The organism is Azospirillum ramasamyi, assembly GCF_003233655.1.
Lineage (GTDB): Bacteria > Pseudomonadota > Alphaproteobacteria > Azospirillales > Azospirillaceae > Azospirillum > Azospirillum ramasamyi.
The window spans coordinates 370,646-394,567 of record NZ_CP029834.1 but is presented as its reverse complement, the minus strand read 5'-3'; the positions used below and the strand labels follow the sequence as shown (position 1 = coordinate 394,567).

The 23,922-nt window shown below is 68.4% G+C and carries 19 protein-coding genes; 13 read left to right on the top strand and 6 right to left on the bottom strand.

The window, feature by feature from the left end:
- Positions 1–6: 6 nt before the first annotated feature.
- Positions 7–1,203, bottom strand: coding sequence for an efflux RND transporter periplasmic adaptor subunit (locus tag DM194_RS26370; protein WP_111070597.1), 1,197 nt, complete (start codon positions 1,201–1,203; stop codon positions 7–9).
- A gap of 184 nt (positions 1,204–1,387) precedes the next feature.
- On the opposite strand from DM194_RS26370, the gene DM194_RS26365 reads away from it, so the two are divergent.
- The 3 genes from DM194_RS26365 to DM194_RS26355 all read left to right on the top strand — a co-directional run bounded on the left by DM194_RS26365 (position 1,388) and on the right by DM194_RS26355 (position 3,886).
- On the top strand, positions 1,388–2,122 hold the full coding sequence (locus DM194_RS26365; RefSeq protein WP_111070596.1) for a TetR/AcrR family transcriptional regulator: 735 nt from the start codon (positions 1,388–1,390) through the stop codon (positions 2,120–2,122).
- A 56-nt stretch (positions 2,123–2,178) separates the two neighbouring features.
- Positions 2,179–3,036 carry a universal stress protein gene (locus tag DM194_RS26360; protein WP_246024645.1) on the top strand — a complete coding sequence of 286 codons (858 nt, stop codon included), beginning with the start codon at positions 2,179–2,181 and terminating at the stop codon, positions 3,034–3,036.
- A 151-nt stretch (positions 3,037–3,187) separates the two neighbouring features.
- Complete coding sequence (locus DM194_RS26355; RefSeq protein WP_111070594.1) at positions 3,188–3,886, top strand: TetR/AcrR family transcriptional regulator; 699 nt, start codon at positions 3,188–3,190, stop codon at positions 3,884–3,886.
- A 13-nt stretch (positions 3,887–3,899) separates the two neighbouring features.
- On the opposite strand, the gene DM194_RS26350 is transcribed toward DM194_RS26355, so the two are convergent.
- On the bottom strand, positions 3,900–5,396 hold the full coding sequence (locus DM194_RS26350) for an MFS transporter (protein WP_111070593.1): 1,497 nt from the start codon (positions 5,394–5,396) through the stop codon (positions 3,900–3,902).
- Positions 5,397–5,787: 391 nt separating this feature from the next.
- On the opposite strand from DM194_RS26350, the gene DM194_RS26345 reads away from it, so the two are divergent.
- From DM194_RS26345 to DM194_RS26335, 3 genes are read left to right on the top strand one after another with little or no spacing between them, the layout of a single operon-like run.
- Positions 5,788–6,726, top strand: a complete 939-nt coding sequence (locus DM194_RS26345; protein WP_111070592.1) for a 2-hydroxyacid dehydrogenase — start codon at positions 5,788–5,790, stop codon at positions 6,724–6,726.
- A gap of 12 nt (positions 6,727–6,738) precedes the next feature.
- Positions 6,739–7,815: a LacI family DNA-binding transcriptional regulator gene (locus tag DM194_RS26340; RefSeq protein WP_111070591.1), complete on the top strand. Its 1,077-nt coding sequence runs from the start codon at positions 6,739–6,741 to the stop codon at positions 7,813–7,815.
- Positions 7,812–8,549 carry a 2-keto-4-pentenoate hydratase gene (locus DM194_RS26335; protein ID WP_111070590.1) on the top strand — a complete coding sequence of 246 codons (738 nt, stop codon included), beginning with the start codon at positions 7,812–7,814 and terminating at the stop codon, positions 8,547–8,549. The genes DM194_RS26340 and DM194_RS26335 overlap by 4 nt, the downstream gene beginning before the upstream one ends.
- Positions 8,550–8,578: 29 nt before the next feature.
- Here the strand turns inward: DM194_RS26335 and soxR are convergent, their stop codons facing one another.
- Positions 8,579–9,034 carry a redox-sensitive transcriptional activator SoxR gene (soxR, locus tag DM194_RS26330; protein WP_111070589.1) on the bottom strand — a complete coding sequence of 152 codons (456 nt, stop codon included), beginning with the start codon at positions 9,032–9,034 and terminating at the stop codon, positions 8,579–8,581.
- A 147-nt stretch (positions 9,035–9,181) separates the two neighbouring features.
- Between soxR and DM194_RS26325 the strand changes: the two genes are divergently transcribed.
- Positions 9,182–10,372, top strand: a complete 1,191-nt coding sequence (locus tag DM194_RS26325; protein WP_111070588.1) for an HPP family protein — start codon at positions 9,182–9,184, stop codon at positions 10,370–10,372.
- A gap of 369 nt (positions 10,373–10,741) precedes the next feature.
- Here the strand turns inward: DM194_RS26325 and DM194_RS26320 are convergent, their stop codons facing one another.
- Positions 10,742–11,671 carry a replication protein RepA gene (locus DM194_RS26320; RefSeq protein WP_111070587.1) on the bottom strand — a complete coding sequence of 310 codons (930 nt, stop codon included), beginning with the start codon at positions 11,669–11,671 and terminating at the stop codon, positions 10,742–10,744.
- Between the two features lie 843 nt (positions 11,672–12,514).
- Here DM194_RS26320 and DM194_RS26315 point away from each other — a divergent pair.
- The 4 genes from DM194_RS26315 to DM194_RS26300 all read left to right on the top strand — a co-directional run bounded on the left by DM194_RS26315 (position 12,515) and on the right by DM194_RS26300 (position 17,318).
- On the top strand, positions 12,515–13,486 hold the full coding sequence (locus tag DM194_RS26315; RefSeq protein ID WP_111070586.1) for a cation diffusion facilitator family transporter: 972 nt from the start codon (positions 12,515–12,517) through the stop codon (positions 13,484–13,486).
- A 399-nt stretch (positions 13,487–13,885) separates the two neighbouring features.
- Positions 13,886–15,196 (top strand): hemolysin family protein, encoded by a 1,311-nt coding sequence (locus tag DM194_RS26310; protein ID WP_111070585.1) that lies wholly within the window; start codon positions 13,886–13,888, stop codon positions 15,194–15,196.
- Between the two features lie 147 nt (positions 15,197–15,343).
- Positions 15,344–16,357 (top strand): AAA family ATPase, encoded by a 1,014-nt coding sequence (locus tag DM194_RS26305; protein ID WP_246024643.1) that lies wholly within the window; start codon positions 15,344–15,346, stop codon positions 16,355–16,357.
- Positions 16,347–17,318 (top strand): ParB/RepB/Spo0J family partition protein, encoded by a 972-nt coding sequence (locus DM194_RS26300; RefSeq protein ID WP_111070583.1) that lies wholly within the window; start codon positions 16,347–16,349, stop codon positions 17,316–17,318. Before DM194_RS26305 ends, DM194_RS26300 begins: the two co-directional genes overlap by 11 nt.
- A 4-nt stretch (positions 17,319–17,322) precedes the next feature.
- Here the strand turns inward: DM194_RS26300 and DM194_RS26295 are convergent, their stop codons facing one another.
- Together DM194_RS26295 and DM194_RS26290 are read right to left on the bottom strand one after the other, a co-directional pair.
- Positions 17,323–18,420, bottom strand: a complete 1,098-nt coding sequence (locus DM194_RS26295) for an NAD(P)/FAD-dependent oxidoreductase (protein WP_111070582.1) — start codon at positions 18,418–18,420, stop codon at positions 17,323–17,325.
- Between the two features lie 44 nt (positions 18,421–18,464).
- The gene (locus DM194_RS26290) at positions 18,465–21,464 is read right to left on the bottom strand and encodes a LodA/GoxA family CTQ-dependent oxidase (protein ID WP_111070581.1); all 3,000 of its coding nucleotides are present in this window, start codon (positions 21,462–21,464) and stop codon (positions 18,465–18,467) included.
- Positions 21,465–21,932: 468 nt separating this feature from the next.
- Here DM194_RS26290 and DM194_RS26285 point away from each other — a divergent pair, with 468 nt between their 5' ends.
- Positions 21,933–22,667: a TetR/AcrR family transcriptional regulator gene (locus tag DM194_RS26285; RefSeq protein ID WP_111070580.1), complete on the top strand. Its 735-nt coding sequence runs from the start codon at positions 21,933–21,935 to the stop codon at positions 22,665–22,667.
- Between the two features lie 6 nt (positions 22,668–22,673).
- Positions 22,674–23,915 (top strand): efflux RND transporter periplasmic adaptor subunit, encoded by a 1,242-nt coding sequence (locus DM194_RS26280; protein WP_246024642.1) that lies wholly within the window; start codon positions 22,674–22,676, stop codon positions 23,913–23,915.
- Positions 23,916–23,922: the final 7 nt, after the last annotated feature.

The window sequence follows — 23,922 nt, the reverse complement described above, 5'->3', positions numbered from 1 at the left end:
CCTGGATCAGCGGGCCGAAGCGGCCTGTTCAGGCAGCGCCGCAAGGGCGTTCTGCGCCGGCACCGGCTTCACCTCGGCACCCGGCTTGACCTTCTGCAGTCCTTCGACGACCACCTGCTCGCCGGCGGCCAGCCCGTCCGACACCAGCCAGAGATTGCCGACCGCCCGTTCGGTCTTGATCGTGCGCTGGGCCGCCTTGTTGTCGGCGCCCACCACCCAGACGCGGGCGCTGCCGTCCGGTCCGCGGCTGACCGCCGCCTGCGGCACGGTGATGGCGTTCTCGGCGACGCCCTGCTCCACGCGGGCACGCACGAACAGGCCTGGCAGCAGTTCCTTGTTCGGGTTGGGGAAGACGGCGCGCAGCTGGACGGAGCTGGTTCCGGCATCCACCGTCACGTCGGAGAACTGGAGTTCGCCCTTCGCCGGATAGGGGGTGTTGTCGCCGTTGCTGTTCAGGAACAGCGTCACCGGGATCTTGCCGGGTTCGGCCGGGCGGATGCGGCCGGTCGCCATATCCTCGCGCAGCTTCATCAGCTGCGAGGCGGTCTGCGTCACGTCGACATAGATCGGGTCGAACTGCTGGATGGTCGCCAGCGCCGTCGCCTGGCTGGCGGTGACCAGCGCGCCTTCGGTGACCGCCGACTTGCCGATGCGGCCGGAGATCGGCGCGAAAACCTTGGTGTAGCTGAGGTTGATGTTGGCGAGGTTGTAGGCGGCCTTCGCGGCGGCCAGCTGCGCCTCGGCCTGTTTCAGCGTGGCCTGGACGTCGTCGAAATCCTGCTTGCTGACCACGCTGTTCTTCACGAGGTCGCCATAACGTCCGGCCTTGTTGCGCGCGGCCTGCAGGTTCGCTTCCGCCTTCTGCACATCGGCCTGGGCGCTCGCCAGCGCCGCCTCGTAGATGGCGGGATCGATCTGGTAGAGCTGGTCGCCGGCCTTGACTTCGCTGCCCTCGCGGAACAGGCGCTTCAGCACGATGCCGCTGACCTGCGGGCGGATTTCAGCCACCCGGTAGGCGGCGGTGCGTCCCGGCAGCTCGGTCGTCACGGTCAGGGGCTGCGGCCCGATGGTGATGACCGACACCTCCGGCGGACCGCCGGCCGGGGGCTGGCCTGCCGCCTGCTTCTGCTGGTTGCAGCCCGCGAGCACCGCAATCAGCGCAGCCGCCGCGGCCAGCGTCATGAATGAGTTGGATCTGAACATCTCTTTCCTCGTCTCGGCGCCGCGCGTCTGCGGTCCCGTCTCCCTGCTACGGCCGGGCTTTGCCCCGGCCTTCGGTGCGGGCTGCGGGTGGACCGGCACATCCCCGTTGCTTAGTACTGTCTCATACAGTACAGTGTACCAGACGATACATTCAGAATGCTGCAGCGCGCAAGGGGGTTCCGCAATGCCCGATACGGGGCTGGAGACAAGGGGGGTGGAATACGGCGCCGGAACGGGCACCCGCGGCCATGCGCGCTGCCGGGCGCTGCTGGATGCCGCGGCGGTGCTGTTCGTCGAGAAGGGCTATGCCGGAACGTCGCTCACCGATGTGCTGCGGCTCGCCGGCGGGTCGCGCACGACCCTCTATGCCCATTTCGGCGACAAGGACGGCCTGTTCCGCGCCATGATGGAGGAGCATTGCGCCCAGGTTCTCGACGACATGGCGCCGGACACCCTCGCCTTGGATGCCGCCGCCCCAGATGCCGCCGGCACCGGTTCAGAGCAGTTCGCCGACCCGGAGGAGCGGCTGGTCCGCATCGCTCTGCACATCATGCATGCGCTGACGGAGCCGCAGACGACGGCGATCCTGCGCACGCTGATTTCCGAGGGCGCACGCGTTCCCGACATCGTCGAGACCTTCTTCCGCGTCGGGCCGGAGCGCACGCGCGAGCGGATCGCCGGCTGCCTGCGCGAACTGGCCGAGGCGGGACGGATCCGCGTCGCCGACGCCGATGCGGCGGCGCAGGCCTTCTGCGGCATGGTGACCGGCAACCTCCTGATGGAGCGGCTGATCCTGCCCGACCGCCCGGTCGACATGCCTGCGGTGGAGGCTTATGTGCGCGCCTGCGTCCGCCTGTTCCTGCGCGGCGCCGCGCCGTCCCCGCCCTTGCCCCCGCCCTTGCCCCTGCCGGCCGCCTGACGGCACCGCGCCCCGACCACGCTCCCGAACCAACCGCCAAGCAAGAGGCCCGTTGAATGCCCCCCGGACTGCCATCAGGAATGCCGAAGGACATCGTCGTTTTCATCGAGGCGGACGAGGAGCGGGCGGGCCGGCTCGCCTACGCCGCCGCCCTGGCGCAAAACTGGCAGGCGCATCTGATCGCCACCTTCGTCGCCAACCGGCTGGAGCTGACCCCCGGCAGCGGCTTCGCCCGCGGCGGCGCATTGGAAGCCATGCTGCGCCAGCATCACACCACCACCCGCAACGCCGCGACGGAGGCACGGACGCTGTTCGACCGCATCGTCGCCGACACGGGCATCAGCGGTGAATGGCGCCTGTCCGACCATGAGGATGGCGAGTCGCTGATGCTCCATGCCCGCCATGCCAGCCTCGCCATCGTCGGCCCGCCGCTGCGGCCGACCCGGCCGGCGCGGATGCTCAGCCTGTCGGAGGATGTGATCTTCGCTTCCGGCCGCCCCACCCTGCTTCTGCCGGCGGGCTGGCCGTCGCACCGCATCGGGCGGCGCATCGTCGTCGGCTGGAACGGCAGCCGCGAGGCGGCGACCTCCATCGCGCTCGCGATGCCCTTCCTGACCGCGGCAGACGTGGTGCATCTGGTCGTGGTGCCCGAAGCGCGCCCGAACGGCCTGCTCGGCGGCGATCCGGGAGCCGACATGTCCCGCCATCTGGCCCGCAACGGGGTCGAGGTGGTGCTGGAACAGCGCCCCGGCACCGATGCCGGCACCGTGCTGCTGGACCATGCACGCACGGTCGATGCCGATCTGCTGGTTATGGGCGCCTACGGCCGGCCGCGGATCAGCGAGTTCGTCTTCGGCGGGACGACCCGGACGGTTATGGCGAAGGCGAACACCCCGATCCTGCTGTCGCGATGACGCTGCCGAAGGAGGGGGGGCCTGCGTCTTTTTTGCAGATCGCGCCGACCCCTCCTTCCGGTACAGACGTTCTGCAATGGCGCGGGCGCAACGGCGTGGAACGAACAATCAGACCGGACGCGGGCACCGCCGTGCCGGAGGAAAGCACATCATGACGAACAGCAGCCACAAGGCCGATGTCGCCGCCGGAGCCGCCGGGCCGCCGCCGGCTGGGCCCGCCACCTGCGGACCACGCGGACTGGCGCGCCGGCAGGCGATCCTGACCGCGGCCCGGCGCCTGTTCATCGAGAAGGGCTTCGAGAAGACGACGCTCAGCGACATCATCGCCGTGGCCGGCGGTTCCCGCGCCACGCTGTACGAGCATTTCGGCGACAAGGAAGGCCTGTTCCGCGCGATCATGGAGGAGGACAACGCCATGATCCTCTCCGGCCTCGCCCCGGCCCAGGCCGACGACCGCGTCACGCCGGAGGCCGGGCTGACCGCCTTCGCCCTGCATCTGGTCAAGGCCCTGCTGAACGAGGAAACCACCGGCACGGTCCGCATCCTGATTTCCGAAGGCGACCGCGTGCCGGACATCGCCGAGGCCTTTTTCCGCATCGGCCCGGAAAACGCCATCCGCCGCCTTGCCGAGTATCTGCAACGCCTGTCGGACAACGGCACCTTGAAGATCGAGGATCCGGCCGTGGCCGCCCAGGCCTTCCTGGGCATGGTCACCGGCAACCTGCTGGTGCGCCGCCTGATCCTGCCGCAGAGCGCCCCGGCCATCCCCGACCTCGACCGCTATGTCCGGCAGGCGGTGCGGCTGTTCCTGAACGGCGCCCGCGCGACCGGAAACATGGCTCCCGGATGAGCCGCGGCGGCGGTCAGATCGTTTCCGCCGCCTCCTCTCCCACCCCGCGGTCGCGGTCGGCCTTGGTCAGGGGTTCGGCGATCTCCTCCAGCCCCTTGCCTTCGGCATCGACGCCGTAGATCAGGGCGACCACGCCGCCGAACATCATCACCACCGACCCCAGCACATAGCCCCAGAACAGCGGGTCGCGCTCCGTACCCTCCCCCACCAGCCAGCCGAACAGCAGGGGCCCGGTGGAGCCCACCACCTGGGCGATGGCGAAGAAATAGGAGATGGCCTGCGCGCGCACCTCCAGCGGGAAGATCTCGCTGACCGTCAGATAGGCCGAGGACGCGCCCGCCGAGGCGAAGAAGAAGGAGACGCACCAGAAGACAGTGTGCGTGTCCGCCGTCAGCACTCCCTGCCGGAACAGGATGGCAGAGGCCAGCAGCACCGTTCCCGCCAGCAGATAGGTGCCGAAGATCATCCGCCGCCGCCCCACCGTGTCGAACAGCGGCCCCAGCAGCAGCGGCCCGATCAGGTTGCCGGCGGCGAAGGGGAAGAAATAGAGCGCCGTCTGCGACGGGTCGAGGTGATAGAAATTCTGAAGGACGAGGGCGTAGGTGAAGAAGATCGCGTTGTAGAGGAAGGATTGCGTGACCATCATCGTCACGCCCAGGAAGGTGCGGGACGGATATTGCCGGAAGAAGACGTCCACAAGCTGGGCGTAGGACACGGAATCCTCGGGGATGATGGACATGGCCCGCCGCGGATCGACCGGCGGCAGCGTCTTTCCCTGGTCGCGAACGCTGGCCTCGATGCCGTCGACGATGCGCTCGGCCTCCGCCTCCATGCCGTGGGTGACCATCCAGCGCGGGCTCTCCGGGATGAATCGGCGCAGATGGATGATGGCCAGCCCCAGAAGCGGGCCGATGAAGAAGGCGATCCGCCAGCCGAGATCCTCCGGGACCAGGGAGTGGTCGAGAAGAAAGACGCTGCCGACGGCGCCGATCATCGCGCCGCCCCAGTAGGTGCCGTTGATGGCGATGTCGACGCGGCCGCGGTAGCGGGCGGGAATCAGCTCGTCGATTGCGGAGTTGATGGCGGCATATTCGCCGCCGATCCCCATCCCGGCGACGAAGCGCCAGAGATAGAGGAACCACGGCGTCCAGGCGAACCCGGCGATGCCGGACGCGATCAGGTAGATCGCCAGCGTGGTGATGAACAGCCGCTTGCGCCCCCAGCGGTCGGTCAGCCGCCCGAAGACGAGCGCGCCGACCACCTGCCCCATAAGATAGATGGTCCCGGCGAGCCCGACCTCGGCACTCGACATGCCCAGGCTTTCCTTGTAGCCGGAGGCCGAGATCAGCTGGATTTCGATGCCGTCCAGGATCCAGCTGACGCCCAGCCCCACCACGACCATCCAGTGGAAGCGGGCCCAAGGCAGCCGGTCCATCCGGGCGGGCACGAGACTGCTCACCATGGCATTCCCTGGCGCGGAATCGGGAGCAGCGCTTTGTCTGGCGGTCATGGCGGACGGAACCCTTCGGGCTGCGGACAAGCCGGGTGAGGCTTGCCGGCAACCGATGAAACATCCGGCCGCAATGGAAGGTTTCGCCGTTCTCCATCCAGGCACCTGCCAAAAGTCTGATACACGAATTGTAATGACTCTTCTCAATTCCCGTTGCGTATTTGGATCGATCCAAATAGCCTGCCGCAAAGCATGCAGGGCGGCAGGACAGCGAAGGAAACCAGACAGCGAAGGAAATCGCGTTCCGGGGGATTGCTCCCGGATGGACCGGCGACGGACAAAGGCGCGTCGCGTGATCCTCATGGACCGCGCCGAGATCGGAATGGACGCGAAGCTTCCCCGGCCGGATTCCGGCCCGCCGAGGACCAATCCCCCACCAAGGACAGTCGTGATGAAGCCCGAAATCCTCCTCGTCGAACCGATGATGCCCGCCATCGAGCAGGCGCTGGACGCGGCCTACACCGTCCACCGCCTGTCCGCCGCGCCTGACCGCGACCGGCTGGTCGCCGAACTGGCCGACCGGGTGCACGCCGTCGTCACCGGCGGCGGAACCGGCGTGAAGAACGCCGTCGTCGACGCCCTGCCCAAGCTGGGAATCGTCGCCATCAACGGCGTCGGCACCGATGCGGTCGATCTGGAGCATTGCCGCGGCCGCGGCGTGCGCGTCACCAACACGCCCGACGTGCTGACCGATGACGTTGCGGACCTCGCCATCGGGCTGCTGATCGCAACGTCGCGCCGCATGGCGGTGGGCGATCGCTTCGTCCGGGCCGGGCAGTGGCCGACGGGCAAGCTGCCGCTCGCCCGCAAGGTCAGCGGCAAGCGGCTGGGCGTGCTGGGGCTGGGCCGCATCGGCGAGGCCATCGCCAGGCGCGCCGAAGCCTTCGGCATGTCCATCGCCTACACCAACCGCAAGCCGCGCGAGGGCGTGCCCTACCGCTTCGTCGCCTCGCCGGCCGATCTGGCGCGGGAGAGCGACATCCTGGTGGTCGCGGCGTCGGCGGGGCCGGACTCGCGCAACATGGTGGGCCGCGAGCTGCTGGACGCGCTCGGCCCCGACGGCATCCTGGTCAACGTCGCCCGCGGCAGCGTGGTGGACGAGCCGGAGCTGCTGGCGGCATTGACCGAGGGCCGGATCGGCGGGGCCGGGCTGGACGTCTTCGCCGACGAGCCCAACGTGCCGGAAGGATTCTACGGCCTCGACAACGTCGTTCTGCAGCCGCATCAGGCCAGCGCCACGGTGGAGACGCGCATGGCGATGGGCCGGCTGGTGCTGGACAATCTGGAGGCCTTCTTCGCCGGCCGGCCGCTGCCGACCGCCGTCGTGTGAGGCTCCGCCATCTTGGCCAAGCCGCCCGACGGCAGCAAGCCGGGTAACGGCCGCATCACCCTGACGGAGGTCGCCGGCCATGCCGGGGTGTCGCGCTCGACCGTGTCGCTGGTGCTGCGCGGCAGCCCGCTGGTGGCGGCGGAGACGCGGGAGCGGGTGCAGGGCGCCATGGCGGCGCTCGGTTACATCTACAACCGGGGCGCCGCCACCCTGCGCGCCGCCCGCACCCAGACCGTCGGGCTGTTGGTCTGCGAACTGAGCAACCCCTTCTATGCCGAGCTGACGGCGGGGGTGGACGATGTGCTGGACGCCGAGGGCTTCGTCGCCTTCATCGCCAACACCGCCGAGCAGCCGGAACGGCAGGAGCGTTTCCTGCGGCGGATGCGCGAACACAATGTCGACGGGGTGATCCTCTGCCCCGCCGCCGGAACGCAAGGCGAGCTTTTGGACCGGCTGGACCGCTGGCGGCTGCCCTGCGTGCAGGCCCTGCGCTTCGTCTCCGATCGCGGACGCGACTATGCCGGGGCGGACTACCGGGCGGGTGTGGAGACGGCGGTCGACCATCTGGTCGCGCTGGGGCACAGCCGGATCGCCTTCGTCGGCGGGACACTGGACCATTCCGCCTACGCGGCGCGCCATGCCGGCTTCACCGCGGCGATGCGGCGGCATGGACTGCCGGACGATCTGGTCCTGCGCTGTCCACTGACCCGGCGGTCGGGCGCCGAGGCGGCGGATGACCTGCTCAATCGGTTGCCGGCCCCTATGGCGGCCCCGACGGCGGCCTTGTGCTACAACGACGTGGTGGCGCTGGGGCTGATGCTGGGGCTGGAGGCGCGGGGCCTCAGGGCCGGCCGCGATCTGGCCGTCACCGGCTTCGACGACGTGCCGGAGGCCGCGCTCAGCCGCCCGGCGCTCACCACCGTCGCCACCTCCGCAAGGCGGATCGGGCAGGAAGCCGCCCGCCTGCTCCTGCGCCGCATCGCCGACCCGCAGGGCCCGCCCGAACGGATCATCCTGCCGAGCCGGCTGATCGTCCGCGATTCCTGCGGCGCCCCTCCCCCCTCCATCCACCACAGAGACCTGTCATGACCGATACCGTCGAGGCCCTGATCGCGGCACGCGAGACCCGCAAATGGCTGAGCGCGCTGGACAACCGCCCCGCCGACGAGGCCGAGGCCTATGCGATCCAGGACGCCGTCGCCCGCCGCCTCGGCCCCGTCACCGCCTGGAAGGTCGGCGCGGCCACGCCCGATGCCGAGCCCTTCCGCGCGCCGATCAACGCCGCCACCGTCTTCGAGAACACCGGCCATCTGCCGGCCAACATGTTCCAGGTCATCGGGGTGGAGGCGGAGATCGCCTACCGCTTCGGCAGCGACCTGGCGGCACGTGAACAGCCCTATACGCGGGACGAGGTTCTGGACGCCGTCGCCTCCGTCCATCCGGCCTGGGAGATCGTCGATACCCGCTTCACCGGCTTCGGCAGCCAGGACAGGCTCAGCCACATGGCGGACCAGTTCAACCACGGTGCGCTGATCGTCGGTCCGGCGATCGCCGACTGGCGCGCCCTCGATCCGCTCTCGGAGGCGGTGACGCTGGAGGTCGACGGCGAGACCAGGATGGAGACGGTCGGCGGCAACAGCGCCGGCGACCCGGTGCGGCTGCTGGTGTGGATGGCCAATGTCGGCGCCCGCAGCTTCGGCGGCCTGCATGCCGGCGAGGTGGTGACCACCGGTTCCTGCACCGGCACCGTCTTCGTCCAGCCCGGCAGCCGGTCGGTCGCCCGTTACGGCACCATGGGCAGCCTGACCCTGACGGTGGACTGACGCCATAGGGCGGTGCCGGGCCGCGATCCTCAGGACGGATCGAGAAGACGCGGCCCGGCGCCGCCATCCCCCAGCTCGTCCCACGGGTTGCGCAGCGGGCAGTCGCGGATCGACAGGCAGCCGCAGCCGATGCAGCCGTCGAGATTGTCGCGCAGCTTCGTCAGCTTGGCGATGCGCTCGTCCAGCTCCCGCCGCCAGCGCTCCGACATCCGTTGCCAGTCGTCCGTGGTCGGGGTGCGGTCCTCCGGCAGGGCGTTCAGCGCGTCGGCGATGGACGCGAGCGAGATGCCCAGCCGCTGCGCCACCTTGATCACCGCCACCCGCCGCAGCACGTCGCGGGAGAAGCGGCGCTGGTTGCCGGAATTGCGCCAGCTGCGGATCAGCCCCTGCGCCTCGTAGAAATGGATGGTCGAGACCGCGACGCCGGACCGGCGCGCCACCTCCCCCACCGTCAGATCCTTGTCATACTCCTCCGGCGACAGCATCCCGGCCCCCTCTTTCCCGCAACCCTGCCCCGCCAGTGTGACGCCGTTTCCGCTTGACCTCAAGTTGTGTTGAGGTTTTAGCCTGCCCCAACTTTGCTGCCCGGATGGGCAAAGTGCCGATCGGGTAATCAGGGGGACGGGGACCGTATGACGAGGGGAAAGTTTGCCGCCCTGCGCGAGCGCCTGGCGGGATGGGGAGATCGTGTGTTCAGGCCGATCCTGCCCGGCGCCACGCTGCGCGACCGCATGATCGCCTGCTGCGGCGCGCTGCTGGGCATCGCCGCCACCGGGCTGCTCTGCCGCAACATGTTGAGCTACATGTCCAGCGCGCCGGTGCTGGTTGCGCCGATGGGGGCGTCGGCGGTGCTGCTGTTCGCCGTGCCGGCCAGCCCGCTGGCGCAGCCCTGGTCGATCGTCGGCGGCAACACGCTGTCGGCCCTCGTCGGGGTGCTGGTCGCCGCCGTCATCCCCGACCCGATGCTGGCCGGCGGCGCCGCGGTGGCGCTGGCCATCGCCACGATGTCGCTGACCCGCTGCCTCCATCCGCCGGGCGGAGCCGCCGCCCTGACCGCGGTGCTGGGCGGGCCGGCGGTGACGGAGATGGGGATCAAGTTCGCCTTCTTCCCCGTCGCGGTGAACTCCATCCTGCTGCTGATCGCCGGGTTGATGTTCCACCGGCTGTCCGGCCACCGCTATCCGCACAAGGCGGTCAACCCCCACCGCACCAGCGATCCGCCGCCGCAGCTGCGCCCCGGCCTGACCCAGGGCGACGTGGACGTCGCGCTGCGCCGGCTGGCCGAGACGCTGGACGTCAGCCGCGAGGATCTGAGCGCCCTGCTGGTCAATGCCGAGCTGCATGCGCTGGAACGCCTGCATGCCGACATCAGCTGCCGGGACATCATGTCCCGCGATGTAATCTCGGTCACGCTGGACACCCATCCGCAGCTGGCCCGCGCCCGCCTGCTGGAACATGGCTTCCGCACCCTGCCGGTGGTGGATGCCCGGAACACCGTGGTCGGCATCGTCGGACACGAGCAGCTGTCGCATGGCGACACCGGCCGCAGCGGCGCCCGCGTCGCCAGCGTCATGGCCCCGGCGACGGTCGAACTGCCGGATACGCCGGTCTTCCGCCTGCTGGGCCGCCTGTCGGACGGACGCACCCATGACGTGGTGATCGTCGACCAGAACCGCCGGGTTCTCGGCATGGTCACCCAGACCGACCTGCTGGTGGTGCTGGCCCGCACCGCGCTTGCCCGTGCGGTGCAGACCGGCGTCGATGGGCTGAACGGGACGGCGCCGCGCAGCGCTTTGCGGGACGCCTCCGGTGGCCGGGCATAGCGGCCGGTCCCCTTTCGCCGCCATCGAGGCGGAGGGGGAATGGAACATTTGAAACGGCATGAAACAGGAATGCAGGCCTGTTTCACCGTTCAATTCGAGACCGGGATTGTCGTAGGGCGATAACAGCGGGGACGATGAAGCCCGGTTGGACACGCGCTTGCCCTCGATTCCGTGGCAGGCAACAATTCCTATCACAAAAACCGGGCAAGAGGATAAGCCTGGGGTCGAAATCCGCCGCTGCGAATGTTCGGAAAGGCGAAGGCCTGACTGTTGGAATCCTGAACTCTGGTGACGGGCACTTTGGAGATCGAAGCGTCACCAGAGTTCAAGGCCGGATTCGCCCGCCGTCACCAGAGTTCAGCGGTGCAATCAGGCGATGCGGGCCATCACCCGCTCGTTGATCGGCGGGCGCGAGGGGTAGAGGATCAGCCCTTCGCCCGATTCCTCGACGCGGGCGTCGGGATAGGCCGCCATGGCGTATTTCAGGTTCGGGATGAACTTGGTCTTGAACTGGCGGACCAGGGCGTAACCGGCGCCGAACTGGCCGTGCAGCGCCGCCCAGGTGATCGGCGTCGGCTTTTCCAGCGAATGCAGCCGATAGGCGAGCCAGATATAGACGTCGAGCGCCATCGACTTGCCGCTGATCGCCTTCAGCGCCTCTTCCGCCACCGGAACCGGGTGTTCGCGCAGGGCCTTGAAGAAGCTGTCGCTGAGCCGCACCGTCTCGGTGAACAGGGTTCCCTGGCGGTCGTCGGGCCGGCGCAGCTGGATGGCGTCGGCGACGATCGATTCCTTGCTCTGCCGCCGTCCGCCGTCGGCATCGGTGAAGAAGGTGAGATGGCAGGCGGACAGCCGCGCCGCCTGATCCTCGACATCGCGATAGGCCTTGCCGCAGATCGGAATGTCCATCCGCTTCAGCCAGTCATGCATGGAACCGCCAAGCTCCACCTCCGGATTGCCGGTCTGGATGGCGCGGGTCTGGAGATAGAGCAGGATCATCCGCGCCCGGCTGCCATAGGGCACGCCGATTCGGCGGGTGACGCCGTTGCGGTCCTCGATAACGCCGGGTTGGATCACCAGCTTGACCTTGTGGCCCGGCCGTTCCCAATGCTGGTCGTCGGGAAGCTGGCGATGTGGCAGCGCCGTCTGGCAGAATCCGGCATAGGTGATGCCGAGCTTGCCGTTTTCCGCGGCCTGGACCGCAGCGGCGATGTCGATCAGCGGCCGTTCCTCGTCCGAAACGAGGGCCAGTGCGCCGTCGCGGCCGTGAGTCTCGATCAAACGATGAATGGTACCCATGCCGCCCTCCCGCTCCTGGTCTCCGCTGGCATCCTGTGACAGCCGATGACCGAACCTGCCAGATACAACACTCGGGATCGCGCCGAAGGCAATTTGAACCTTGGTGACGCAGGCTAATTGGAAGCTATTTGGAACCAACTATTAGATTCGTCACCAAGGTTCAGGGGATAAGTCCGAGTCGCGTCACCACAGTTCAAGGATGGCGTCACCAGAGTTCATGGGGAAAACCAGGGTGCCTGTGGACGACTCGCTGGGTTCGAGAACTTGCTGACTTGAACCTTGGTGACGCCTCGACAGGCGAGTCGAGGGACTCGGACCTGCTGATTCGTTGTGGGCGTCACCAAAGTTCAAGGATCCCGGCAGGTAAGGGAAGCGGCCTTTTGGACGGCGTGATGGGATGTCGTCAGGTGGGCGGGGGTTCGCCACAGCGTTCCCATCGTGGATGGGCACATCACTGGAATGTTTGAATTCAATGACTTACCCGTTGTCCCGGCTAAGGCGGGGATGACGCCGGGAAGAGTTGATGTGGGCTTTCCGGTTCCTGCGGTCGCTTATGGGCCTTCCGGCAGCCGGGCGTCACCAAAGTTCAAATGGCCGGTCGAGTCGATTCCGGGCCCTCGGCGTCACCAAAGTTCAAAGCCACAGGCTTTCCAGCGTCACCAAAGTTCAGGAGTCACGCCGAGTCGGCCCGGATGGGAGCGTCACCAAAGTTCAAACTCCGGGGGCTCTCCACCCCGTCGGAGACCATCGGTGCGTCACCAAGGTTCAGGTGCCCCTGTTCCGCGGAACGGTGCGGGAGCGGCGGAGTTGTTTGCCCACGGGGCTGCTTTGGCGGGGGGAACGATGGCGCAGGGTGCGATGACCACCTCGGTGGGCAAGTCGGCGGCGGAGTCCGGCAAGGTGGTCCTTGCAGCCATCGCCGCCAATCTGGCGATCACCGTGACCAAGTTCGTGGCTGCTTTCCTGACCGGCAGCTCGTCGATGTTGAGCGAGGCGGTGCATTCCCTGGTCGACAGCGGAAACGAGGCGCTGATGCTGGTCGGGCTGAAGCGGTCGCGGAAGCCGCCCGACGACAGCCACCCCTTCGGCTACGCGCGCGAGCTGTATTTCTGGACCTTCGTCGTGGCGCTGGTGATCTTCGCCGGCGGGGCCGTGGTTTCGGTCTATGAAGGGGTGGAGAAGATCCTGCACCCCCAGCCGGTCGAATCGCCCTGGATCAACTTCGTCGTGCTGGGCATCGCCGTGGTGATGGAGGGGGTCAGCTGGCTGGTGGCGCTGCGCGCCTTCAATGCCCGCCGCGGGAGGGCCGGCGTGATCGAGACCGTCCAGGCCAGCAAGGATCCCACCATATTCATGGTGCTGTTCGAGGACAGCGCCGCCCTGGTCGGCCTGATCATCGCCGCCGCCTGCCTGTCCGCCGACCTGCTGCTGGACCAGCCGGTCTTCGACGGCATCGGGTCGGTGCTGATCGGGCTGGTGCTGGCGGCCACCGCCGGATTCCTCGCCTATGAGACGAAGAGCCTGCTGATCGGCGAATCGGCCCGTCCGGATCTGGTGCAAGGGGTGCGCGCCCTGCTGCGGGATGAACACATCATCGAGCGCGTCAACGAGGTGCTGACCACCCATCTCGGCCCCGAGGTGGTGATCGTCAATCTCAGCCTCGATTTGCGGGACGAGGTGAGCGCGGGCGAGGTGGAAATGGCGCTCGCGCGCATCGACCGCAGAATGAAGGAGCGCTTTCCCGAGATCAGCCGTGTTTTCACCGAATTGCGGTCCACGGCCTTGCCGGCCGACAAGGCCGGGCGAAGCGCGTGATCCCCACACCGTGATCCCCACACGCAGCGCGACATCCGGCGCCCCTTGCAAACAGCGAGGCTCTTACTACATCACCGGCAGCGTGTAATCAGGATGGAGCAGCCCTGCCCGGCAGGCGGGGACCCGATGAACAGTTCGCCAAGCGGCCCCAGACGGCCGCGGGGGGTCGGATCTCCGGTCGTCCGCGGCATATCCAGTCTTCCTGCATGGACGATCCGGCCGCCCCCAGGCGGCCGAGCCCTGACGCGCTTCAAGCTGCCGTCTCTTCCTTTTATTTCCGGCGAACAGCCCATGCCGTGGCTGATCGCTTTGTCTCATTTACCGGTCCCGTCGAACGCGGGGCGCCACAGGGCGCCAGCCGTGCCATTTGTCATGCCCACCTCTTCAGGGATCCCTTAGATGCTCTCCTTCGAGATCGCCATCATCGTGGCGTTGACGCTCCTCAACGGGGTGTTCGCCATGTCCGAACTCGCCGTCGTCTCCTCGCGGAGAGCCCGGCTGCAGCATCTGGCCGATCAGGGAGACCGGGGAGCCCGGACGGCGTTGCGGCTGATCGAGGAGCCGAGCCGCTTCCTCAGCACCGTCCAGATCGGCATCACGCTGGTGGGCGTCGTCGCCGGCGCCTATGGCGGCGCCACGCTGGGCGACCGGGTGGCCCAGTGGCTGAACGGCTTTCCCATTCTGGCCGGGAAGGGCGAGATCCTCGGCGTCGGCGGCGTCCTGGTGGTGATCACCTATCTGTCCATCGTGCTGGGCGAACTGATTCCCAAGCGCATCGCCCTGAAGAACCCGGAACGGGTCGCCTCCCTGATCGCGCCGCCCATGCGCATGCTGTCCCGCATCGCCGCGCCCTTCGTCTGGCTGCTCGGCGCCTCCACCGACCTGCTGCTGCGCCTGCTCGGCCTGCATGGAGCGCGCGAGGAGACGGTGACCGAGGAGGAGGTCCGCTCGATGATCTCCGAGGGAACGCAGGCCGGCGTCTTCGCCCCGGCCGAGAAGGAGATGATCGACGGCGTGCTGCGGCTGGCCGACCGCACGGTGCGCAGCATCATGATCCCCCGCCCGGACGTCGCGTGGCTCGATCTGGGCAAGCCGCAGGCCGAACTGCTGGAGACGATCCGCACCGGGAGCCATTCGCGCTATCCGGTGTGCCGCGGCGTGCTGGACGAGCTGGTCGGTGTCGTTCACACCCGCGACCTGCTGGGCGCGGTCGTCCAGGGCCGCCCCTTCGACCTGGAGGCCGGGGCCGGCAAACCGCTGGTGGTGCATGACGGGACGCCGATCCTGAAGCTGCTCGACCTGATGAAGAACTCGGGCCACCATCTGGCGATGGTGGTGGACGAGTATGGCTGCATCGAGGGGCTGGTCACGCTCACCGACATTCTCGAGATCATCGCCGGCGACCTGCCGGAGGCCGGCGAGGTGGTGGAAACCGCGGCGATCCGGCGCGAGGACGGCTCCTGGCTGGTGGAAGGCTGGATGCCGGTGGACGAGTTCGAGGACAAGGTCGGCCTGCGCGGACTTCGCGATGCCGGCGACTTCCACACGGTGGCCGGGCTGATGCTGTACCGCCTGGGCCATGTGCCGCAGGCGGGCGAGAGCTTCGACTGGAACGGTGCCCGCTTCGAAGTGGTGGACATGGACGGGCGCCGCATCGACAAGGTCCTGGTCGTGCCCCGGATCAACCAGCTGGCCGAAGCGGAGGAGTGAGGCCGGCGGGCGGGCGCCGGTCCGGCGCCTCGCCTGTTGTTGCAACTTGACGCGCCCTCCATTGACAAAGTTCCGGCAACTTGCTCAGACTCCGCTCACCGATGTGGCCGTCCACACCGGGACCGGAGTCGAGGGGGAATGACGGGAATGCTGTCGATCGGGGGCGACGAGATGCGCCAGCTGCGCGAACGTCGCGGGGAGAACCAGACGCAGTTCGCCGAATGGCTGAACGCGCAGCTTGGCCGCAGCTATACCAAGGCGCGGATCAGCCGCTGGGAAAGCGGGGCGGAGCGGATCCCGCAGCAGCTGGTCGATTTCCTGACCCGCCACAAGGCGGACGAGCGTCCCCGCGCCGCGACGTATCTGGCGATCGCCAACCAGAAGGGCGGCGTCGGCAAGACCGCCACCGCGGTGAACCTCGCCTATGCCCTGACGGAGGGCGGGGCGCGGGTTCTGCTGATCGATTGCGATTCGCAGAGCAACGCCACCGTTCATGTCGGCATCGGCAACGCCGCCATCGTCGCTTTGGAGCAGCAGCGCAAGACACTCTATTATGTGCTGCGCTCGGAGGAACCGCTGACCTCGGTCATCATGCCGACGGCGGAGCGCGGATTGGACCTCGTTCCCGCCGGGCTGTCGCTGGCCGACGCCGACGTGGAGCTGGCGGCGGATTCCACCGGCGGGCTGATCCTGCGGGAGAAGCTGGACGAGGTGCGCCGCGCCTATGATTTCGTGGTGATGGATTGCGCGCCGAATTTGGGGCTGGTGACCGCCAACGCGCTGTCGGCGGCGGAGCTGGTGGTGGTGCCGGTGCAGACGGAGGCGCTGGCCCTGCTGGGCGTCAAGCGGCTGGTCGACACCATCGGCCGCATCCGCCGCCGGGTGAACCCCGGCCTGCGCATCGCCGGCATCATCCCGACCATGTACAACGACCGGCTGACCCAGGACCGCGCCACGCTGCAGGAACTGCACGAATCCTACGCCGATCAGGTGCCGGTCTTCGCGCCGATCCCACGCGCCACCGTCTACGGCAAGGCGGCGGCGGCCGGCATGATCACGCTGGCCGGCGATCCGAAGGCGCCGGGGGCCGAGACCTTCCGCGAGGTGGCGCGCCAGATCCGCGCCTATGCCCAGAGCCGGGAGTTGCCGCATGTCGCGTAAGTTCGAACGCAAGACCCGCGAGCTTCTGGGCGGCGCCGGCGAGCCGGGCGGCGTGGCGGGCGGCGCCATGCCGGGCGGGCTGACGGTGGGCAGCGACCGGCTGTTCGGCACCTCGGCCGGCTTCCCGCATGTGGTGGAGCTGGACCTCGCCCGCGTCCACCGCAACCCCGACCAGCCGCGCCGTCATTTCGACGAGGCGGAACTGCGCAGCCTGGCCTCCTCCATCGAGCGGCACGGGCTGCAGAACCCGGTGCTGGTCCGCCCGCTGCCCCAGGGCGAGTATCTGCTGATCGGCGGCGAGCGCCGCGTCCGCGCGCATGAGATGCTGGGCCGCAAGACGGTCTTCGCCATCCTGACCTCCGGCGATCCGGACGAGATCGGGCTGATCGACAATGTCCAGCGCGTCGACCTGAACGCGGTGGAATATGCGGCGGCGCTGGCCCGGCTGATCGACAAGCACGGCTACACCCATGACGAGCTGGCCGCCGTGGTCGGGCGCGACCGCACCGACGTGACCAAGCTGCTGGCGATCATGAGCCTGCCGGCGGAGATGCGGGAGGAGTATGCGGCGGCTTACGTCCATGTCTCGCGTTCCGTCATGATCGAGATCGCCGCCGCCCCGGCGGAACTCCGCGCCGGGCTGTGGGAGCGTGCCAAGGAGGGGGCGAGCGTCAAGGCGGTGCGTCAGGCCAAGCGCGAGCATGCCCAGGGGGCTGCCGCGGGAGCCGACCCGGACTCCACCCCGCCGGAACCCGGTCCGAAGGAGGCGATGCGCTCCCTGCAGGCCAGCGTGAAGCGCATCATGCGCGACGTCGCCGTGGTGCGCGAGCAGCGCCGCTTCCTCGACCCCGACAACCGCGACCGGCTGATGCGGCTGCGCGCGGAGATCGACGCGATCCTGGAAGGGGCGGATGGCGGGATGGATGGCGAAGTCGAGCACGGGGTGGAAAGCGGCGCCTGACCGTTCAGGCCGCCTGCCGACGGCTCCAGAACGGGCGGTCCCGCCAGCGGCGCTCCAGCCCGTACCAGGCGCGCAGATGGGCGCGGTAGGCGTCGCGGATCGGCACCAGGCCGGCGGCGTAGTCCGCCAGCGCCGCGGCATCGCCGGAGAGATGGCGGTTGGCGGCCTCCGCCCCGGCGAGGCCGGTGTAGAGCGCGTTGAAGATGCCCTGGGACGACAGCGGGTCGAAGCCCAGCGCAGCGTCGCCGATCGCCAGCCAGCCCTCGCCCGAGGCGGGTGACAGGCTGCTGCTGTGGGCGGCGCAGAAGCCGCCCTGCCCCTCCGCTTCGAAGCCGCAGGCGGTCAGTGATTCCGACAGGACGGAGCAGTTGGACAGACGGCGCAGCAGCGATGCGGTGTCGCGGGCATCGGCGGCGGCGGGCAGGTCGGCGTCGGTATGGAAGGCGACGACCCGGCGCCCTTCGGGCAGCGGGGCGCTGTACCACCAGCCGTCCGGTTCCGCCTCGATCCAGGTCACGCCGGACTGGCGGCCGGGGGCGTCACGGCCATGGGCCCAGCCGCAGACCAGCCGGTCCGAGATCGCCCGCCGGGCGCCGAAGCGCTTGGCGAGCGGAGAACCGCGCCCGCCGGCATCGACCAGCAGGCGGGCGTGGACGGGAAGACGGCGGCCGGCGGCTTCCACCTCCAGCAGCCAGCCCTGCCCTGCCCTGTCCACCGACAGCATCTGGGCCGGGATCTGCAGGACGGCGCCGCGGGATGCCGCCACCCGGCGCAGCCAGCCGTCGAAGCGGCCACGGTCGAGATGCCAGCCCGGCCCGTCGAGATCGCGCAGGTTGTCGGCCTCGACCGGCTGCGGACCACCCCAGACCGACCGGCCGCCATGGCAGCGGGAATGGCCTTGCGCCAGGAAGGCGTCCCACAGATCCATGTCGAGCAGCAGCCGGCGCGCCGCCGGGGCCAGCGATTCGCCGATGCGGAGGGCGGGGCCGGCCCGCCGGTCCAGCACCAGCACCCGGTGCATCGCCGCGAGATTGAGGGCGAAGGTGGCGCCGGCCGGGCCTGCGCCGACGACGACCGCATCCACCCCGACCGCACGCGCCATTGCGTCGGCCTCCGCCCTATCCCTTACGGGCGGACCGATTTGGATCATCGCAGCCCGCGCGGGAAGCGGCGGACCTTGTCGATCCGGCTGAGGTCGACCGGCTGGGTCGCCCGCAGTCCGGCACCGCCGCCCGTAGGAGCCGGCGCCTTGGTGGACAGGGTGCGATGGGCGGCGCGGACCGCCTTGGTGTCGACCGTGTCGTCCACGTCGGGGATCGGGATGTGCTGGTCCTCCACCTCGATCAGCGGCGGGAACAGCTTCGCCCCTTCCGGATCGGTCGGGCCGGGATTGACCTCCACCACGCCGAGATGGTCGAAGTGATGGATCATGTTGTTGATCTGGTCGGTGTAGCTGGTGGTGCCCAGCGGCGCCACCCAGGCGGCGCGGTTGGCGAAGGCGGCCAGACGTGCCTGGGCCGGCTGTGCCGCGTCCATCACGATCTGGTAATTCTCGCGGGTCAGAACCTCGTTCGGCACGCGGGCCGGCCAGAAGGTGGGGACGTTGGGATCGTAGGCGGGATCGTAGCCCGAGCGGCAGCTCCCGGTATCGGTCTGCCACGGCACCGCCATCCAGCGGGTGATGCCGCCGGGAAGCTGGCCATAGAGCGGGCCGTTGGAGATGGTGACGGTGTCGCTGGACAGGATGGCGCCCATGCCCGGCTCCACCCAGCCCTTGGGCGCATGGGCGAAGCGGAACGGTTCCATATACATGGTGGAGGCGCGGACCGGCCAGGTCATCTCGCAGCCGGGATGGAAGGCGTCGGCGAGGCAGAAATCCAGCGCCGCGCGGGTCAGCACCTCGCCCTGCTCGTCCAGCGGCACCTGATCGAAGTCGGTGTAGACCGGAACCTTGCCCCAGTCGTCGTCGAAATCGCCGGCGACCCACTGATCGAGGAACTCCAGCTGGGTCTGGGTCAGCGAGGTGTATTGGCGCGGCGTCTGGGCCGGCGGGATGTTCATCGCGTCGCCATAGACCCAGGGCCAGGGCGTCGGCGACCAGCTGTCCACCGCGTCATGCCGGAAGGAGTTCTTCAGCACCCGCCGGGTTTCCTGGTTGGCGAGGCTCCGGTCGTTCAGCCGCGCGATCCACTCCGGCTTGGTGAAGTCGTTGGCGGAGTTCCAGCCGAACCCGGCGGCGAAGCCGGCATTGACCCATTGCAGCCCGGTCATCCGTTCGAACACCGGGTAGATGTCGTGGGTGAAGGACGGGCGGGCGGGCTTCGGCAGCGTGCCGGCCCGGATCGCCACGTCGCGCATCAGATCCCACATGGTGCGGACCGACTTGCGTTGCGGCCCGTAATTCGGCGGGCCGACGACGATCCAGGCGGGGGTGACCGGCAGTTCCATCCCGTTCAGCTTGACCACCGCATCGACCGGGCCGTCGGAGGTGTCGTCGTGCCAGCCCTCGTTGTTGCCGAAGGTGATCGCCTTGGTGCCGTTGCAGGACGAGGAGAAGCCGCGTCCGCCGGTGGCCAGCAGGCGATGGTCGCCCTCTTCGCACCACATGCGGCCGAGATAGACCGGCTCGCCCTGGTGCATGAACTTGCCGGCGGTCAACTTGCGGCTCTGCTTGCCGTGGCCGGCGTGGATCGCATTTTCACCGGCATCCAGCACCAGCGCCTCGCGGTCGGCGACGGTCGGGTTGCGCAGGGTCGTCGGATCGGCCGACGCCGCTTCGGGAATGTCGAGCGCCAGCTGGAAGGCGTACCAGGCCGACTTCTTGTTGGCGAGATGGACCTTCCAGGTGATGTCGGCGCCGCTTTCGGCGGCGGTCAGTTCGCGGACGATGCGGCCCATGGCGTTGACGCCATAGATGCGGAAGCGCGCGGCCTGCGGCAGAAGCCGGCCTTCGGCGTCACGATAGGGGTTCCGCGCCGGGTCGTCGCCGGCCATCAGCGGCTTGGGGTTCGGCACCTCGGGACCGACGACATACCCCTCCGGCGCGTTGCCGATGCGGGCGATGCCGATGGGCGGATAGATCACCGCCTTGACGATGCAGTCGTCCTTCGGCAGCGGCGGCGCCTGGGTGCGCGGCTTCGCCGGCTGCTCCAGCGGCTGGCCGTTGGCCTGATGGCGGACGTCGGCGCCATGGCTGTAGACCACCTTGCGCACCGCGGCGATGCTGCCCTGCGGCGTCTGCTCCACCGGCGTGCGCCAGATGTTGAAGGCCAGCTCCTGGCCATACTCCGCCTGACCGCGGGCGCAGACATCCTGTTTCGGCAGGATCAGCGTCGCCACCGGCTGGTAGGGGTATTGGTCGGTCGGCCATTCCTCCGTCGCCTTGTCCAGCGGATAGCCGGCGCTTTTCGGCACCGCCTGCACCAGGAAGGTGAAACGGTATTCGTCGTCCAGCAGCCGGTTGGCGAGGTCGGTGGCGAGGTAGTTCTTGTCGTCGGAGGGCACATCGACCACCGGATGGCCGGGCGGCCGCGAATCCGGCACCAGCGAGTATCTGGCATAGTGGTCGGGGCCGAAATCGAAGGGCAGGATCGCCCAATATTGGGTGGTCAGCACGCTGCCGTCCACCTGCGCCGACATGGCGTTGAAGATGCCGTCGGTCTTCGGATGGTTCCTGAGATAGCCCGGATAATCCTTCAGGACCGTGCCGGCATAGGTGAACTCGCACATCTCCTCCGCGTTATCGACGAAGAAGACCGGGAAGTTCTGCATGATGAAGTCGGCGACGTCGCCCGTCTCGCCCAGCGCGTTGACCCCATCGACGCCCCAGACCTTCAGCCCGATGCCGAGCGTCGAACCCAGATCGGGCGAGGTCGGGGCGGTGTCGCTGGAGAAGCGCACCCAGGCCGGCAGCTCGTCCCTGGCGAAGACGCCGACTCGCAGGGCCTCCGGCCGGTTCGGATCCATCACCAGCCGGCCATGGGCGGCGCCGTGCAGCTTGCGGAACACCGCGCGTTCCGCCGGCGTCTGGCCCAGCGCGATCCGCTTCATCTGGCCCATGGCGATGAACATCTCGTCCAGCCGCTGGGTGGCGTTGGTCGCGCAGTCGAAGCAGGGCGGACTCTTGCTGGGGTCTTCGGCCGTCATTCGTTCCGTCTCCTGAATCGTCCGGCAAGCGCGCCGGCAAGGGTGGATACGCCGGTGAAAAAGTTGTTTTGCCGTTTAAAAATTCCCGTTATGTGAGTCGTGCTTACGCGAGCACTCCAGTCGTTTCCACTGGAAATAATATTAACTCCCCACATTTATGCCGTTTCGGAGAGAGTGCGCGAATAGGCGCCGCAAGGGTTGATTTACATATCAATTATTCTACTTCTTGTGAAGAGCGCCGTGGTGGGGCGTCCCACAGTCCGGCTATCCCCGGAGTGCCCGCTGCGCATGCCCCTTACCCTCCCTCCCCTCTCCCCAGGGGTAAGGCTTCAGAGGGCGAAGCTCCGCGCTTCGCCACGGCGCGCAGCCGATGGACAAGAGCAGCGGGCCGGTGTACAAACCGCTCCACTGAGGTGAGTGTGCGCTCACTTCCTTTTATCCTATCCAGCTTTTGAAAGACCGCATCCCATGGCACCACGCCTGGACAGCCGCGCGCGGCGGCGGGCCATCGTCGATGCCGCCTTGCCGCTTTTCGCGCGCAAGGGTTTCGCCGCGACCACCACCAAGGAGATCGCCCAGGCCGCCGGCGTGTCCGAAGGTCTGATCTTCAAGCATTTCCCGTCCAAGGCCTCGCTCTACGAGGCGATCTTCCTCAGCTGCATCGACGGCGACCCGGAATACGAGCGGCTGATCGCCCTGCCGCCGGGTACCGCGACGCTGGTTCAGATGATCCAGGGGCTGGTCGGCTATTTCGTGATGGAGGTCCCGGCCGACCCCAACGAACGGGCGCGCCAGCGCCTGTCGGTCATCAGCCTGCTGGAGGACGGCGAGTTCATGCGGCAGGTCTATGAGGGAATCCGCAGCCGGTTCCTGCCCTGCTTCGCCGCCTCCATCGACGCCGCCATCGCCGCCGGCGATCTGGAGCCGGGGCCGATCGACGCGGAGAGCGGCCTCTGGCTCGCCGAGCATCTGTGCGAGATGATGGCGACCGTCTGCCTGTCCGGCGGGACGGTCGTCCCCTACAGCTGCGGCCGCCCCGAACTGGCGCGGAGGACCGCATGGTTCATCCTTCGCGGGCTAGGCCTGCGCGACGAGGCCATTGCCGAGCAGGAGCGGGGCGGTCATCTGATTTTCCACCCTCCCCCATCGCCGCCGAACGGCGGATCAAAGAATGACGATTCCACACCCGAGAGAGCGGAGTAGCCGATCGTGACCCTGGATCATTCGCCAAAGACCGAGACGTCGTTCGGGCATCCGGCGTCGGAGCCGGGCCGCGGCACGCCGCCGCCGCCGCCCGGCCCCCCGCGCAAGCCCGTCACCCGCGGCCGGCTGACCGTGCGCATCATCATCATGCTGGTGGTGCTGGCGCTGCTGGGGGGCGCGCTGTACGGATTCAACACCTTCCGCGCCAAGGCCATCGCCGATTTCTTCGCCAACAACAAGCCGCCGCCCACCCCGGTGACTTTGGCGGAGGCGACGGTGCAGACGGTGCCGAAATACCTGTCCGCCATCGGCACGCTGCAGGCGGCCCGTCAGGTGACGGTCGCGCCCGAGGTCGCGGGCCGGGTGGAGCGAATCCCCTTCGAATCGGGCGCCCGCGTCAAGGCCGGCGATCCGCTGGTGCAGCTGAACGACGCCACCGAGCAGGCCGATCTGCTGGCCCAGCGCGCCCAGGCGCGTCTGGCGGAGCTGAACCTGGAACGCTTCCGCGACCTGCGCCGCAGCCAGGCCACGCCCCAGAGCAACGTCGACCAGTATCAGGCGCAGCTCGACGAGATCAACGCCAACATGAAGCGCACCAGCGCGCTGATCGGCCAGAAGCTGATCAAGGCGCCCTTCGACGGCGATCTCGGCATCCGGCAGGTCAACGTCGGCGATTACGTCAATCCCGGCGCCACCATCGTCACGCTGACCGACCTGTCGCAGCTCTACATCAACTTCACCCTGCCGGAGCAGGCCTTTCCCAAGCTGTCGGTCGGCCAGGACGTGCTGATCAACGTCGATGCCCTGCCCGACCGCGATTTCGGGGCGAAGATCACCACCATCGAGCCGCAGGTCAGCGCCGAAACCCGCGCGGTGAGGGTGCAGGCGACCATGGACAACAGTGAACGCCTGCTGCGGCCGGGCATGTTCGCCAATGTCCGCGTCGTCCTGCCGCCGCAGCCCAACACCCTGACCGTGCCGGAAACCGCGGTGGACTACACCGTCTACGGCGATTCCGTCTTCGTCGCGACCCAGCAGCAGGGCCAGGACGGCAAGGAGCAGCTGGTGGTGGAGCGCAAGGCGGTGAGGACCGGCGACCGTCTGGCCAACCGGGTGGAGATCCGCAGCGGCCTGAACCCCGGCGACCGCGTCGTGGTGTCAGGCCAGCTGAAGCTTTCCAACGGTGCCGCCGTCGTCCCGGTGGAAGGCAACCCGCTGACCCCGCCGCAGTCCCTGCCGCAGAACTGAGGCCGAC

Bases quoted from the DNA above. Each gene is read 5' to 3' on its own strand.
- DM194_RS26365 (WP_111070596.1), top strand. From the start codon at position 1,388: ATGCCCGATACGGGGCTGGAGACAAGGGGGGTGGAATACGGCGCCGGA.
- DM194_RS26300 (WP_111070583.1), top strand. From the start codon at position 16,347: ATGTCGCGTAAGTTCGAACGCAAGACCCGCGAGCTTCTGGGCGGCGCC.
- DM194_RS26355 (WP_111070594.1), top strand. From the start codon at position 3,188: ATGACGAACAGCAGCCACAAGGCCGATGTCGCCGCCGGAGCCGCCGGG.
- DM194_RS26320 (WP_111070587.1), bottom strand. From the start codon at position 11,671: ATGGGTACCATTCATCGTTTGATCGAGACTCACGGCCGCGACGGCGCA.
- DM194_RS26305 (WP_246024643.1), top strand. From the start codon at position 15,344: ATGCTGTCGATCGGGGGCGACGAGATGCGCCAGCTGCGCGAACGTCGC.
- DM194_RS26325 (WP_111070588.1), top strand. From the start codon at position 9,182: ATGACGAGGGGAAAGTTTGCCGCCCTGCGCGAGCGCCTGGCGGGATGG.
- DM194_RS26285 (WP_111070580.1), top strand. From the start codon at position 21,933: ATGGCACCACGCCTGGACAGCCGCGCGCGGCGGCGGGCCATCGTCGAT.
- DM194_RS26350 (WP_111070593.1), bottom strand. From the start codon at position 5,396: ATGACCGCCAGACAAAGCGCTGCTCCCGATTCCGCGCCAGGGAATGCC.
- DM194_RS26290 (WP_111070581.1), bottom strand. From the start codon at position 21,464: ATGACGGCCGAAGACCCCAGCAAGAGTCCGCCCTGCTTCGACTGCGCG.
- DM194_RS26310 (WP_111070585.1), top strand. From the start codon at position 13,886: ATGCTCTCCTTCGAGATCGCCATCATCGTGGCGTTGACGCTCCTCAAC.
- DM194_RS26315 (WP_111070586.1), top strand. From the start codon at position 12,515: ATGGCGCAGGGTGCGATGACCACCTCGGTGGGCAAGTCGGCGGCGGAG.
- DM194_RS26345 (WP_111070592.1), top strand. From the start codon at position 5,788: ATGAAGCCCGAAATCCTCCTCGTCGAACCGATGATGCCCGCCATCGAG.
- DM194_RS26335 (WP_111070590.1), top strand. From the start codon at position 7,812: ATGACCGATACCGTCGAGGCCCTGATCGCGGCACGCGAGACCCGCAAA.
- DM194_RS26370 (WP_111070597.1), bottom strand. From the start codon at position 1,203: ATGTTCAGATCCAACTCATTCATGACGCTGGCCGCGGCGGCTGCGCTG.
- soxR (WP_111070589.1), bottom strand. From the start codon at position 9,034: ATGCTGTCGCCGGAGGAGTATGACAAGGATCTGACGGTGGGGGAGGTG.
- DM194_RS26360 (WP_246024645.1), top strand. From the start codon at position 2,179: ATGCCCCCCGGACTGCCATCAGGAATGCCGAAGGACATCGTCGTTTTC.
- DM194_RS26295 (WP_111070582.1), bottom strand. From the start codon at position 18,420: ATGGCGCGTGCGGTCGGGGTGGATGCGGTCGTCGTCGGCGCAGGCCCG.